Source organism: Brevundimonas sp. GW456-12-10-14-LB3, assembly GCF_059424365.1.
Genome location: NZ_JBWKZJ010000007.1, coordinates 89,740 through 102,358 on the forward strand (window position 1 = coordinate 89,740; position 12,619 = coordinate 102,358).

Consider the following 12,619-nt stretch of genomic DNA (forward strand, 5'->3'; position numbering starts at 1 on the left):
GTCAGCCGATCGTCGCGATCGTCGTGATCGTCGCGCGTACGGAATGGGCCATTTCGCAATGGTCGTGGGCCTGGTGGTGCAAGGCGTCCAACTCGTCCTGCGTCGGCACGCGACCCGTGAAACTGGTGCATGGGTTCAAGGTCACTTCGGCGATATAGCCGCGCCCTTGGTCGTTCTTGCCCATCTTGCCGAAAGCCTCGTCGACATAGGTGTCGACCACCAGGCCGGCGTTGGCGGCGAAGGCCAGGAACCACAGCATGTGGCAGCTGGACAGGGAGGCGATCATCGCCTCTTCGGGATCGACGGCGGAAGGATCGGACATCGGCAGGGGCACGCTGGCCGGCGCCGACGACCCCGGCACGACCGTCCCGCCGTCGAAGGTCCAGGAATGGGCGCGGCTGTAACGCTTGTCGAGGAAGGGCTGATCACCGCGGCTCCAGGCGACCTTCGCCTCGTACTTGCCCATCACGTCCTCCAGAAGCCGACCATCTTCTTGACCTCTTCCACCACCGGATCGGCGATTTCGGCGGCGCGCTCGGCCCCGGCCTTCAGCACCCGGTCGATCTCTACGGGATCGTCCATCAGCCGGCGCATCTCGGCCGTGACCGGCGCCAGGGCCGAGACGGCGAGATCCGCAAGAGCCGGCTTGAAGGCGCCGAAACCCTGGCCGCCGAACTGTTCGATCACCTGTTCGCGCGTCAGCCCGGCCAAGGCGGCGTAGATGGCCACCAGATTCTTGGCCTCCGGTCGGTCGTTCAGCCCGTCCAGGGTTTCCGGCAGGGGCTCGGGATCGGTCTTGGCCTTGCGGATCTTGGACGCGATGGTGTCGGCGTCGTCGGTCAGATTGATCCGGCTGTTGTCGGACGGGTCCGACTTGGACATCTTGGCCGCCCCGTCGCGCAGGGACATGACGCGCGTCGCCGGCCCCTGGATCACCGGTTCGGGCAGGGGGAAGAAGCCGGGAACGCCGAAGTCGTTGTTGAACTTGGCGGCGATGTCGCGGGTCAGCTCCAGATGCTGTTTCTGGTCCTCCCCGACCGGCACTTCCGTCGCCTTGTACAGCAGGATGTCGGCGGCCTGGAGCACCGGATAGGTATAGAGGCCGACCGAGGCCCGCTCCTTGTGCTTGCCGGACTTCTCCTTGAACTGCGTCATCCGGTCCAGCCAGCCCAGGCGGGCGACGCAGTTGAAGATCCAGGCCAGTTCGGCATGGGCGCGCACGGCCGATTGCGGGAAGATGATCGACCGGGCCGGATCCAGACCCGAGGCCAGATAGGCGGCGGCGATCTCGCGCGTCTGGGCCGCCAGCTTCTCGGGCTCCTGCCAGACGGTGATGGCGTGCAGGTCGGCGACGAAGACGAAGACCGGCGCGCCCTGGTCCTGCAGTTCGACGAACCGCTTCAGGGCGCCCAGATAGTTGCCCAGGTGCAGGGCGCCGGAGGCCTGGATGCCGGACAGGATGCGGCGCGGGCCGGTGTAGAGGGCCGGAGGGGTTTGATCGGTCATGGGGTCGGGTCTCGGAAAGTCGGAATCAGGTGTGACGAAGGGGGCGGCGGTTCAGCCGCGCCATCGCCAGGTGGAGATCAGGCCCGAAAGGATCATGGCTCGCGCTTATCGTCTCGGCGGAGTTCAGTCCAGACCGGAGACGGCCGAACCGCCGGGCTCGCGGCGCAGGGTGGCCTTCAGCTCCGCCACGGTGACGGCGCGGAAGGCCAGAAGACAGACGCCATAGACGCCCGCGCCCAGGCCGCAGACCACGAGCACGGCGATCTCCTTGGCCAGAAGCAACCGGCTGAGCAGTCCGTAGTTGATCCCCGCCAGCAGCAGCAGGCCGGCCATGACCGCGCTGGCGGCCAGGACGCGGGAGAGTCTGGAAACGAAGGCCGGCGACGGCCGCCAGCTGTTCTCGCGAACCAGAACCCCGGCCAACAGGCCGACATTGATCCAGGCCGAGACGCTGGTGGCGATCGCCAGGCCCAGCACCCCGTCCCAGCCCTGGGCGCTGAACCAGAAGAACAGGCCCGAGCCCAGGATGACGGTGATGACCACGCTGACCACCGCGAAGATCATCGGCCGGCGCGTGTCCTGGCGCGCGAAGAAGGGCGGGGTCAAAACCTTGGCCAGGACGAAGGCCGGCACGCCCCAGGCGAATTGGCGCAGCACATCGGCGGTTCGGGCGGCGTCGGCGCTGGTGAAGGCGCCGCGCGTCACCGTGGCGTCGATGATGAAGAAGGGGATGACGAACAGGGCCACGGCGGCCGGCAGGGTGAAGGCCATGGCCAGGTTGATCCCGTCATCCAGCGTCTTCTGCCCGCCCACGTGATCGCCGGAGACGAAGGCCTTGGTCAGGCGCGGCACCAGGGCCAGGCCGATGGCGACCCCGACCAGACCCAGGGGAAGCTGGTACAGCCGGTCGGCGTTATAGAGCACCGACCGCGCGCCTTCGTCCGATCCGGTCAGGAACTGCGACACCAGGGAGTTGATCTGCAGGGCGCCTCCCGCCAGGGCGCCGGGCACGGCCAGAGCCAGGGTGTGGCGGACATTGGGCGTGATCCGGGGCAGGCCGATCCTGAGCCGCACGCCCAGCCGCCGCACGCCCCACCACAAGAGGCCCGCCTGAATGACGCCTGACACCGTCACCGCAGCCGTCACCATCAGCAGCACGGTCTCCTGCGGGATCGGCAGGAACATCGGCGGCAGCAGGGCGGCCAGGGTGCACAGGTTCAGAAACACCGGTACGGCGGCCGACAGCGCAAACCGTCCGCCGGTGTTCAACACCCCTGACAGCAGCGAGGCCGCGGTCATACAGGCCAGATAGGGCATGGCCAGCTGGGTCGCGATCACAGCGGCGCGCAGCACCTCGGGTCGACCCTGATAGGCCGACAGCAGCCAGGGCATGATCCAGGGCATCACCACCTGAAGCAGGATGCAGAAGCCGGCGACCACCGCCAGCATGAAGCTGAGCGCCTCGGATGCGGTGACGGCGGCGGCCTCTTCGCCCTCGCGCGCCCGGACCCCGCCGTAGACGGGGACAAAGGCCTGGGCGAAGGCGCCCTCGGCGAACAGGCGGCGGAACATGTTGGGCAGCATCAAGGCCGTGGTGAAGGCGTCCATCATCGGCCCCTGGCCGAAGCGCGCCGCCAGCGCCATGTCGCGGACAAATCCCAGAATTCGACTGCCCAGGGTCAGGCTGGACTGAACCAGGGTGTTGCGGGCGAGGCTCATGCGGACCGGGGGAGGAAGGCTGGAGAAAGGCGAGGCTTAGCGCGCTTCCGTCGGCGGCGATACGGATTTGGCGCGGGTCCGCCGCCCCAGTTCGGAGACGTCGCGCGCGCTGGCGCGGGCCGAGGCGACCTTGCGGCCCTCCGGCGCCGGGGCGCGGCTGTCCAGTACCGCTTCCAGGGCCGCGCGCAGTTCGGCGACCCGCTGTTCCGAGGTGATCTTCCGACCCTTGCGATCGACCACATAGAAGCTGTCCACCGCCCGCTCGCCATAGGAGGCGACATGGGCCGAGCGGATGTTCAGCCCTTCGTCGCTGAAGACCCGCGACAGGGCCGCAAGCAGGCCGGGCCGGTCGGCGCCCGAGACCTCGACCACGGTGGCGGTCTCGCTGGCGTGGTGATCGACCATGACCACGGGCCGGACCTCGAAGGCGGCCTTTCTGGCGTTGCCGGCGGGGGCGGGCGCCTTGCCGATGCGGCCCTCGCCGCGCGCGGCCTTCTCCAGCGCCTCGATCAGGGCGTTCAGCCGGCGCGGCTCGGCCTGGCCGTAGGGCAGGCCCGCCCCGTCCTGAACCCGAAAGACGTCCAGCACCACTCCCTCGTCCGTGGTCGCCACCCGGGCGTCCGTGACGTCGGCGCCCAGGGCGGCCATGGTCTGGGCCAGGTCGGCGAACAGGCCGGGCCGGTCCAGGGCGGCGATGGAGATTTCCGTGGCCTGGACCGGCAGGCCCTCCACCGGCGTCAGGGGGGCGGCCCGGGCGGCGGCGCCGGTCTGGCGCGCCCGCTCCACCAGGGCCGGATGGGCCGCCAGCGGGTCCGCTCGCGCCACGTCTTCGCCCCGGAACAGGGCGGCGACCTGGTCATAGAGGGTCCGCATCAGCTGGCCCTTCCAGCCGTTCCAGACCCCCGGCCCAACGGCGCGGATGTCGGCCACGGTCAGGACCAGCAGCATCCGCAGCCGCTCCGGATCGCCCACCAGTTCGGCGAAGGCGCGGATGGTGCCCGGATCGGACAGGTCGCGCTTCTGGGCGTAGTCGGACAGGGCCAGGTGGCTGCGCACCAGCCAGACCACCAGTTCGATGCGGCGCGGATCGACGCCCAGTCGCTCGCAGGCCCGGCGCGCGGCGATGGCCCCGTCCTCCAGCTGGCCGCGCTCGCCCCCCTTGCCGACGTCGTGCAGCAGCATGCCCAGCATCAGGGCTTCCATGTCCGAGATCAGGTGCACGATCTCGCTGGCCATCGGGTGGTCGGCCTTCAACTTGCCCCGGGCGATGTCGTTGATGACGCCGATGGCCTGGAGGGTGTGCTCGTCCACCGTATAGGCGTGGTACATGTTGAACTGGGTCTGGCCGACGATCCGCCCCCATTCCGGCAGGAACCGCCCCAGCAGCCCCGTCTCGTTCATGATGGTCAGGGTGCGATAGGGCCTCTGACCATGCGCCAGGACGTCAAGGAAGGCCCGCGACGCCACCGGATCGCGTCGCAGACGGGGCGTCACCAGCGACAGGGAGCGGGTCACGGCGGAGAAGGCGTCGGGGTGCAGGTCGAGATCGTGCCGGTCGGCGCAGACGAACAGGGTCAACAGCTTGACCGGATCGCGTTCGAACACCGAGGCGTCCTCGACCGACAGCCGCCCCTGGTCGATCCAGAAGCCCTCGATGTCCAGTTTTCGGCGACTGGGTCGAAAGGCGATCAGGCGCGACAGACCCTGGGCCGTCTTCTGGTGCCGCGCCTCCAGCTTGGCCGACATGGCCCGCGTCAGGGCGCCGACGTCACGAGCGTAGAGGAAATAGCGCCGCATGAACCGCTCGACCGCCGGCTCGTCGCCCCGACCCTGCCAGCCCATGCGCCGGGCGACCTCGGGCTGCATGTCGAAGGTCAGCTTCTCCTCCGCCCGCCCGGCGACCAGATGCAGATGGATCCGCACCCGCCACAGGAAGTCGAAGGCGTCGTCGGACGTCCGGCGTTCGCGCGGGGTGAACAGTTCGTCCATCACCGTCGCGCCCAGTCGGCTGTCCGGCGCCAGGGATCGGGCGATCCAGTACAGGGTGTTGAGGTCGCGCAAACCTCCCTTGCCGTCCTTGACGTTCGGCTCGACCTTGTAACGGGTCACGCCGGCCTTCTGGTGCCGGGCGGCGCGTTCCTCCAGCTTGGCGGCGATGAAGGGACGGGGGTCGGCCTTGGCCACCATGTCGCGGAACCGGCCGATCATCAGCTCGGACAGGCGCGCGTCCCCCGCCAGATGGCGCGCCTCCAAGAGGGTGGTCCGCACCGTCATGTCCGTGCGCGACAGGCTGAGGCATTCCTCCACCGACCGCACGGATGGCCCGACCTTGATGCCCAGATCCCACAGAACATAAAGGACGAATTCGATCACCGTGCCCCCGCGCGGCGTCGCCTTGGCGGGCCGCAGGAACAACAGGTCCAGGTCGGAATAGGGGGCCAGCACGCCCCGGCCGTAACCGCCCACGGCCACCAGGGACAGGCGTTCGCTCTCGACCGGGGAAACCGGGAACAGGACCTCGGTCGCCACGCGCCACAGGGCCGACAGCATGTCGTCGGCGGCCCTGGCGTAGAGGCGGGCGACTTCCCGCCCCTTCATTCCGCCGTCCAGCTTGCGCTCGGCGCGAGCGCGGGCGACGTCATAGGCTTCGCGCAGAACGACAGAGACCGCCGCGCGCGGGTCTTTCGCGCGGGCGGCCTCGTCAAGGCGGTCATCCAGACTGGGCGGAACGAGGGTCATGTCCGGCCCATATAGGCGCCGAACCCCTATGCGTCAGTGAAGGATTATTCGGGGCGAACGCGCTTCTTGCGGAACGACGGGTTCAGCACCTGTTTGCGCAGACGAATGGACTTCGGCGTCACCTCGACCAGCTCGTCGTCGTCGATATAGGCGATGGCCTGTTCCAGCGACATCTGGCGCGCAGGGGTCAGGCGAACGGCCTCGTCCTTGCCGGCGGCGCGGACGTTGGTCAGCTGCTTGCCCTTGATCGGGTTGACGTCCAGGTCGTCCCAGCGCGCGTTCTCGCCGATGATCATGCCCTGGTAGGTCTTTTCGCCGGCGCCGACGAACATGACGCCGCGATCTTCCAGGTTCCACAGGGCGAAGGCGGCGGTTTCGCCGTCGGAGTTCGAGATCAGCACGCCCTTAAGACGGCCGGCGATGGCGCCCTTGTGCGGCTCATAGTGGCTGAACACCCGGTTCAGCACGCCCGAACCGCGCGTATCGGTCAGGAACTCGCCCTGATAGCCGATCAGGGAGCGCGACGGGCACTTCAGCTGGATACGGGTCTTGCCGGCGCCCGACGGACCCATGTCGGTCATTTCGGCCTTACGGGCCGACAGCTTCTCGATGACGATGCCCGAGAATTCGTCGTCGACGTCGATCATGACGTCCTCGATCGGCTCCATCTTCTCGCCGTTGGGCCCTTCCTGGAAGACCACGCGCGGACGCGAGATCGACAGTTCGAAGCCTTCGCGGCGCATGTTCTCGATCAGAACGCCCAGCTGCAGTTCGCCGCGGCCGGCCACCTCATAGGCGTCGCCGCCTTCGGTGGTGGTGACGCGGATGGCGACGTTGGCCTCGGCCTCCTTCAGCAGGCGGTCGCGGATGACGCGCGACTGGACCTTGTCGCCCTCGCGACCGGCCAGGGGGCTGTCGTTGACCGAGACGGTCATCGAGATGGTCGGCGGGTCGATCGGCTGGGCGGGAAGGGCCTCGGTGACTTCCAGGGCGCACAGGGTGTCGGCCACGGTCGCCTTGGACATGCCCGCGATGGCGACGATGTCGCCGGCCTCGGAGCCCTCGTCCAGCGGCTGGCGCTTCAGGCCGCGGAAGGCCAGGACCTTGGTGATGCGACCGCGCTCGATCTCCTTGCCGTCGCGGTCCAGGGCCTTGATGGCCATGCCGGGCACGGCCTTGCCGCTCTCGATCCGGCCCGTCAGCAGACGGCCCAGGAAGGGGTCGGATTCGATCAGGACGTTCAGAATCTGGAACGGCTTGTCGACGTTCTGCTGCTGCTTGGGCGGCGGGACGTGACGGACGATCAGGTCGAACAGGGGCGCCAGATTGTCGTTCGGCTGGTTCAGGTCCAGCGTCGCCCAGCCGTTGCGGCCCGAGGCGTAGATGTGGGGGAAGTCCAGCTGTTCGTCGGTCGCGCCGATGGCGGCGAACAGGTCGAAGGTCTCGTTGTGGACCCGGTCCGGATCGGCATGGGCGCGGTCGACCTTGTTGATGCACAGGATGGGGCGCAGGCCCATCTTCAGGGCCTTGGTCAGGACGAACTTGGTCTGGGGCATGACGCCTTCCTCGGCGTCGACCAGCAGGACGCAGCCGTCCACCATGCCCAGGATCCGCTCCACCTCGCCGCCGAAGTCGGCGTGGCCGGGGGTGTCGATGATGTTGATCCGGGTTTCGCCGGCCTCGCCGTTCCAGAGCACCGAGGTGCACTTGGCCAGGATGGTGATGCCGCGTTCCTTTTCCTGGTCGTTCGAGTCCATGGCGCGCTCGGTCGTCGCCTCATTGGCTCGGAAGACGCCGGACTGGGCCAGAAGTTGGTCCACCAGGGTCGTCTTGCCGTGGTCGACGTGGGCGATGATGGCGACGTTGCGCAGGTTCATTTGATAATCGCGAAAAGGCGCGGCCGAGATGCGGGCGGCCGCTGGTCATGAAAAGGCGTGCAGGGAGCGCGCGCCTCTTACAGCCATGTGGACGGAAAGACCAGAGCGGGCGTTTCGCCGCCTGCCGCCGCCTTACCGATATTTCATTCCGGACGCCGCATCCGCGCGGTCGAGCCCACTCCTCTACCCCTCGACGGCGTGACCGTTTGGACAAGGGAGACGATGATGACGGGCTTAATGGGATTGATGCTGGCGGCGGCCGTTCTGGCGCCCGGCGGCGCGCCGGACATGCGCGTGGACGCCAAGGGGCTGAGCATGGGCCGGACGGGGGACGCAGCGGTTCTGGCCGATCGAATTCAGACGGCCAGCCGAGACTGGTGCGCCCAGCATCGGGCGGTTCTGACGCCTAGCGACCTGGGGCTGCCGCAGGTGTGCGAGCGGGAAATGCGGCGCCGCGCCTATTATCAGCTGCCTGCTTCCGAACGCCGCCTGTTCGTCAAGGCCGGCGGGCGTCGCCTGCTGAACCAGTTTTAGAGACGACGCACCATATAGCGGGCGTCGGCGCCGTAGCTGGCCAATTTGGCGGCCATGCCCGGCGCCGTCTGCTCAACGAAGCCGTGGCGGGACCAGAAGGCGACGGCGTCATTGACGGCCACCAGGGCGACGGCGGGCCAGCCGTCCTCCGTCGCCTGTTCCGCCAGCCGTTCGACCACGGCGTGGGTCAGCCCGCCGCCCCGCGTCTCGGGGTGCAGGGCCAAGTCGTGTAGATAGAGGACGGCCGGGTCCGTCGGCAGGCCTTCGATCACCGTGTTCAAGGGCGGCGCCCCATCGGCCCGCCAGGGATAGGCGATCAGATACCCCTGCGCCGGGGCGTCCCCATCCGTCAGTACGAAACAGCCGCGCGGATAAAGGGCCAGCCGGTTCTCGAAACAGGCCCGCGCCTCGAAATGATCGGGGAAGGACAGACGGGCGATCTCGACCACGGCGTCGATGTCGCTCGGCCGCATCGGACGCCAGACTAGCTGGGGCAGCGCGCGTTCAGCTCCGCCTTGTGGAAACGCCATCGAATAATCCTCTCCTGGCCGTCCAGCACGCCTTCGATCCGGGCGTTCAGGATGTCGCCGTCGCGTTCATAGACGACCCGTTTTGGAAAGTCGTCGTCGGCCGCCTGTTCGAACACCACCCGGCTCGGTCCGGAGGCGACCACCGGAAAGACGGCGGCAGGCTGGCCCTCCGGCTGGGCGAAATAGGCCAGGGGCGCGGCCGGGGTCGGATCGACCGGGGCGATGCGCGACAGCTCCCACCCCGCCCGTCCGCCGCGGATGGTCAGCGATGTCCCCAGCATCAGGTTCAGGCGCGGATCGGTCCAGGTCTCGGACACTTCGCGGCCCGGTTCGCAGGACAGCCAGTAGCCGGCCATCCAGCCCAGATCGGGACGCAGGTCCGGCCCGGTCTGAAGGGCGGCGGCGAGAAGCAGCGGGGTCAGCATGGTCGATTTTCCTCTCCGGTCGACGTCGACAGGCTAGGCGGCGTGCGGGCTCGACGGCTTGTAGGTTTGCGACGCTATGGCTCGGGCCAGGGCGTGCTGCTCCCGGGCCCATTCCGTGGCGGTGCAGCCCAGGAAGCGCCGGAAATCGCGGGCCATCTGCGGTTGGTCGAAATAGCCGGCCTGTAGCCCCGCTTCGAGCCAGCTCTGAGCCTCGCCGTCCGGCTGTGCGGCGTGGTCGAACACCCGGCGAAAGCGGAAAATCGAACGCAGCAGGCGGGGCGAGACACCGACCCGGTCGGCGAAGCGCCGCTGAAGCGCCCGTTGCGCCCCCGACGACCGAGGCGGCGCGGGCCGCTCGGCGGCCGCCTCATCGATCTCTGGGCGAACGATCGGGTCGATCGTCCAGTCCCCGTGCTGCTTCTGGCGGGTCAGCCAGGCGACGAAGGCCTCCGCCTGGCCCGTCGGATCGCCCGGCGGCGGATCGAACCCGATGAGGCGTTCGACCATGTCCAGCCGTCTGTCGGTCGCCTCGACCAGCGGTCGACCCAGAAAGTCACGCGCCCCGTCCGGTTCGAACCGGACGGACACCAGTTCGATGGGACCGGTCGGCTTCATGGCCAGGGGACAGGTCATCTGTCCGGCGAACAGGGCCGCGGGCTGCAGGTGGAAAGCACCGTCCTCGCCCTGTTCGGCGTAGGGGGCGCCGAGGTCGAACACCAGTTCGGGGCAGCCGTCAGGCGCGATGCGCTGGACGGTTGGACTGGGATCGGGGGCGGCGTAGGTCCAGATCACGCGGACGAAGGGCCGCAGGGCCGCTGGCGGCGCGAACTCCTGATACCGCTCCTCCCCCGAGGTCACCTCAGTTGACCTTGGAGGGGTCCGGCGGCGGGGCGGGCAGGGGGGCGACCGGGACGCCGTCCTCCTTCAGCTTCTTCACCTCGGCGGGCGTGGCCTCGCCGTAGATCTCGCGCTTTTCGGACCGGCCTTCATGGATGTCGCGGGCCTCGCGGGCGAAGGCGTCGCCGACATAGTCGAAGTTCGCCTCGACATGGGCGCGCACCTCGCGCGCGGCCTCCATCATCATGGTCTGCATCCGGGCCGCGATCTCGGGGGCCGCGTCTGACTTGCGCGTGCCGCTGACCGCCGGGGCCATGATCGCCTTCTGCACCGAACGCGAGCCGCAGAACGGGCATTCCACCAGCCCGCGCGCGGCCTGGTCGTCATAGTCGGCGGACGAGCCGAACCAGGCTTCGAAACCGTGGGCCTGATCGCAGTTGAGAGCGTATCGGATCATGGGTGGTCAGGGGCTGAATCAGCGGGCGGGCAGAAAGTCACGATCGTGGGTCAGGGCCGGCACGGCCGTTCGGGCCTTGGCCGCCGCCTCCATGTCCAGCTTGGCCGTGAGAACGCAAGGGTCGTCGTGATCCGCCTTGGCCAGAATCTCGCCCCAGGGGCCCACGACCGTCGAGCGGCCCCAGGTGCGGCGACCGTCCTCATGCAGGCCGCCCTGGGCCGGGGCCAGGACGAAGGCGCCGGTTTCGATGGCCCGGGCCCGCAGCAGCACCTCCCAATGGGCTTCTCCGGTCGGAACCGTAAAGGCGGCGGGCACGGCGATCATCGAGGCCCCGGCCTTGGCCAGCTGGCGGTGCAGGTGGGGAAAGCGGATGTCGTAGCAGATGGTCAGGCCCAGCCGGCCCCAGAGCGTGTCGGCGACCGCCGCCCCGTCACCGGGCCGCACCGTGGCGCTTTCGCGGTATTTTTCGCCGTTGGGCATCTCGACGTCGAAGACGTGCAGCTTGTCGTACCGGGCGACGATCCCGCCGGACGCATCGATCAGCAGCGACCGGTTGGCGGCTCGCCCGTCGCCGGTATGGCCGGACCGGACGATGGCCGAGCCGATCAGCAGCCAGATTCCCAGTTCCGCCGCCAGACGGCGCAGGCCCAGGACGGCGACGTCAGCCTCTTCATCCGTTATCGCGGCGTCGCGTCGGTCGCGGCGCTGTTCCAGGACATTGGTCCCTTCCGGCGTCAGGACGAATTTCGCCCCGCCCGCCGCCGCCTCGCGGATCAGGGGCTCGACATGGGCCAAAGCCGCCTCGGCCGTCGCCGGCGTGCGGGTCTGGATCAGGGCGATGTCGAGCCCGCCGCTCATCGCATCAGGCCGTCAGAAGCGGGTCGAGCTTGCCGTCGCGGTCCAGGGCGTGGATGTCGTCCGAGCCGCCGACATGCTGACCGTCGATGAAGATCTGGGGGAAGGTCATGCGCCCGCCCGACTTCTCGACCATCTCGGCCTTCTTTTCGGGGTCGTTGGAGGCGACGATCTCATGATAATCGACTCCCTTCTTCTTCAGCAGCGCCATGGCGCTGTAGCAATAGGGGCAGCCGGGCTTGGTGTAGATGACGACGTCGGCCAAATCAGAACTCCAGATTAAGCATGTCCCTCAAGCAGCGAGCCGCCGCGTGGGGAGCGATAGGGACTACATAGTCAGTTCACGGGCGTTTCGCACCCGCGCGATCACGGCCAGATCCACGGCCCGCGCCCCGGCCTCGAGCAGGGCGCGCGCGCAGGCCTCGCCGGTCGCGCCCGTGGTCAACACATCGTCGATCAGAAGGATGCGGCGCCCCTTCAGGCGGCGTCGCCCGGCCTCGGTCACGGCGAAGGCCTTTTTCACATTCAGCCGTCGGCCGCGGCGGCTCTTGCCGCCCTGGCTCGCCGTATGGCTGGCCCGGATCAGGGCGTCGGGCAGATAGTCCAGCCCCGCCCTTCGGGCCAGGGGGCGGGCGATCTCGGCGGCCTGGTTGAACCGGCGCGACAGCAGTCGCAACGGGTGCAGGGGCACGGGGACCACGGCGTCGGCCTCAGCGACCAGTTCAGCGCCCGCTCGGCTGATCCAGCGCGCGAACAGGGCGGCGAACTGCTGCTGGTCCCCGTGTTTGAAGCGCAGGATCAGGCTTCGGGACGCCTCGTCATAGACGCAGGCGGCGCGGGCGCGGGCGAAGACATAGGGTTGGGCGATGCAGGCTGCGCAGCGGGTTTCGGCGAAAGGGCCGCCGTCGAATTCGAAGGCCGCGCCGCAGCCGTCGCACACCGGCGCCTCCAAGAACCGTATGCGGCTCCAGGCGTCGGGCGTCAGGCCGGCAGCGGCCGTGGCCTCGGGGCTGTCATGCGCCAGGGGCGGCAGGACCAGATCGGCCAGTCCCCGCGCGAAGTCCAGGCCGGCCCGCCGCAAATGACGCGCCGCCCCTTCCCAGGCGCGCCCCAAACCCCCATCCTGAAGGTCCATCAGCC

General features: G+C 68.8%; 13 protein-coding genes. 1 reads left to right on the forward strand and 12 read right to left on the reverse strand.

Translation table 11 applies throughout. From position 1 onward, the window contains the following. Position 1: 1 nt before the first annotated feature. The 5 genes from AC07XS_RS05115 to typA all read right to left on the reverse strand — a co-directional run bounded on the left by AC07XS_RS05115 (position 2) and on the right by typA (position 7,841). A complete protein-coding gene (locus tag AC07XS_RS05115; protein ID WP_054764308.1) occupies positions 2 to 466 on the reverse strand; it encodes an OsmC family protein in 465 nt (154 codons plus the stop codon). Beyond that, positions 466 to 1,506 carry a tryptophan--tRNA ligase gene (gene trpS / locus AC07XS_RS05120; protein ID WP_182713726.1) on the reverse strand — a complete coding sequence of 347 codons (1,041 nt, stop codon included), beginning with the start codon at positions 1,504 to 1,506 and terminating at the stop codon, positions 466 to 468. Before trpS ends, AC07XS_RS05115 begins: the two co-directional genes overlap by 1 nt. Before the next feature lie 123 nt (positions 1,507 to 1,629). Further along, the gene (murJ, locus tag AC07XS_RS05125) at positions 1,630 to 3,225 is read right to left on the reverse strand and encodes a murein biosynthesis integral membrane protein MurJ (RefSeq protein WP_182713725.1); all 1,596 of its coding nucleotides are present in this window, start codon (positions 3,223 to 3,225) and stop codon (positions 1,630 to 1,632) included. A 36-nt stretch (positions 3,226 to 3,261) separates the two neighbouring features. After that, a complete protein-coding gene (gene glnD, locus AC07XS_RS05130) occupies positions 3,262 to 5,964 on the reverse strand; it encodes a [protein-PII] uridylyltransferase (protein ID WP_182713724.1) in 2,703 nt (900 codons plus the stop codon). A 44-nt stretch (positions 5,965 to 6,008) separates the two neighbouring features. Continuing rightward, entirely contained in the window at positions 6,009 to 7,841 is a 1,833-nt protein-coding gene (gene typA, locus AC07XS_RS05135) for a translational GTPase TypA (protein WP_152949182.1), read from the reverse strand. Positions 7,842 to 8,063: 222 nt separating this feature from the next. Here typA and AC07XS_RS05140 point away from each other — a divergent pair, with 222 nt between their 5' ends. Then, complete coding sequence (locus AC07XS_RS05140) at positions 8,064 to 8,375, forward strand: UrcA family protein (protein WP_152949181.1); 312 nt, start codon at positions 8,064 to 8,066, stop codon at positions 8,373 to 8,375. On the opposite strand, the gene AC07XS_RS05145 is transcribed toward AC07XS_RS05140, so the two are convergent. The 7 genes from AC07XS_RS05145 to AC07XS_RS05175 all read right to left on the reverse strand — a co-directional run bounded on the left by AC07XS_RS05145 (position 8,372) and on the right by AC07XS_RS05175 (position 12,614). After that, complete coding sequence (locus tag AC07XS_RS05145; protein WP_054764302.1) at positions 8,372 to 8,848, reverse strand: GNAT family N-acetyltransferase; 477 nt, start codon at positions 8,846 to 8,848, stop codon at positions 8,372 to 8,374. The two genes, AC07XS_RS05140 and AC07XS_RS05145, sit on opposite strands and share 4 nt — an antisense overlap. Before the next feature lie 11 nt (positions 8,849 to 8,859). After that, positions 8,860 to 9,330: a DUF6265 family protein gene (locus AC07XS_RS05150; RefSeq protein ID WP_182713723.1), complete on the reverse strand. Its 471-nt coding sequence runs from the start codon at positions 9,328 to 9,330 to the stop codon at positions 8,860 to 8,862. 33 nt (positions 9,331 to 9,363) lie between these two features. Next, positions 9,364 to 10,188: a helix-turn-helix domain-containing protein gene (locus AC07XS_RS05155; protein ID WP_182713722.1), complete on the reverse strand. Its 825-nt coding sequence runs from the start codon at positions 10,186 to 10,188 to the stop codon at positions 9,364 to 9,366. A 1-nt stretch (position 10,189) separates the two neighbouring features. Next, positions 10,190 to 10,624 carry a DUF1178 family protein gene (locus AC07XS_RS05160; RefSeq protein ID WP_182713721.1) on the reverse strand — a complete coding sequence of 145 codons (435 nt, stop codon included), beginning with the start codon at positions 10,622 to 10,624 and terminating at the stop codon, positions 10,190 to 10,192. Between the two features lie 18 nt (positions 10,625 to 10,642). After that, positions 10,643 to 11,482 carry a carbon-nitrogen hydrolase family protein gene (locus tag AC07XS_RS05165; RefSeq protein WP_182713720.1) on the reverse strand — a complete coding sequence of 280 codons (840 nt, stop codon included), beginning with the start codon at positions 11,480 to 11,482 and terminating at the stop codon, positions 10,643 to 10,645. A 4-nt stretch (positions 11,483 to 11,486) separates the two neighbouring features. Beyond that, positions 11,487 to 11,744, reverse strand: a complete 258-nt coding sequence (grxC, locus tag AC07XS_RS05170) for a glutaredoxin 3 (protein WP_182713719.1) — start codon at positions 11,742 to 11,744, stop codon at positions 11,487 to 11,489. Positions 11,745 to 11,807: 63 nt separating this feature from the next. Beyond that, the gene (locus AC07XS_RS05175; protein WP_182713782.1) at positions 11,808 to 12,614 is read right to left on the reverse strand and encodes a ComF family protein; all 807 of its coding nucleotides are present in this window, start codon (positions 12,612 to 12,614) and stop codon (positions 11,808 to 11,810) included. Between the last annotated feature and the right edge of the window lie 5 nt (positions 12,615 to 12,619).

Coding starts and splice junctions, on each gene's coding strand:
- glnD (WP_182713724.1), bottom strand. CDS start 5,964: ATGACCCTCGTTCCGCCCAGTCTGGATGACCGCCTTGACGAGGCCGCC.
- typA (WP_152949182.1), bottom strand. CDS start 7,841: ATGAACCTGCGCAACGTCGCCATCATCGCCCACGTCGACCACGGCAAG.
- murJ (WP_182713725.1), bottom strand. CDS start 3,225: ATGAGCCTCGCCCGCAACACCCTGGTTCAGTCCAGCCTGACCCTGGGC.
- AC07XS_RS05165 (WP_182713720.1), bottom strand. CDS start 11,482: ATGAGCGGCGGGCTCGACATCGCCCTGATCCAGACCCGCACGCCGGCG.
- trpS (WP_182713726.1), bottom strand. CDS start 1,506: ATGACCGATCAAACCCCTCCGGCCCTCTACACCGGCCCGCGCCGCATC.
- AC07XS_RS05140 (WP_152949181.1), top strand. CDS start 8,064: ATGATGACGGGCTTAATGGGATTGATGCTGGCGGCGGCCGTTCTGGCG.
- AC07XS_RS05115 (WP_054764308.1), bottom strand. CDS start 466: ATGGGCAAGTACGAGGCGAAGGTCGCCTGGAGCCGCGGTGATCAGCCC.
- AC07XS_RS05145 (WP_054764302.1), bottom strand. CDS start 8,848: ATGCGGCCGAGCGACATCGACGCCGTGGTCGAGATCGCCCGTCTGTCC.
- AC07XS_RS05150 (WP_182713723.1), bottom strand. CDS start 9,330: ATGCTGACCCCGCTGCTTCTCGCCGCCGCCCTTCAGACCGGGCCGGAC.
- AC07XS_RS05175 (WP_182713782.1), bottom strand. CDS start 12,614: ATGGACCTTCAGGATGGGGGTTTGGGGCGCGCCTGGGAAGGGGCGGCG.
- AC07XS_RS05160 (WP_182713721.1), bottom strand. CDS start 10,624: ATGATCCGATACGCTCTCAACTGCGATCAGGCCCACGGTTTCGAAGCC.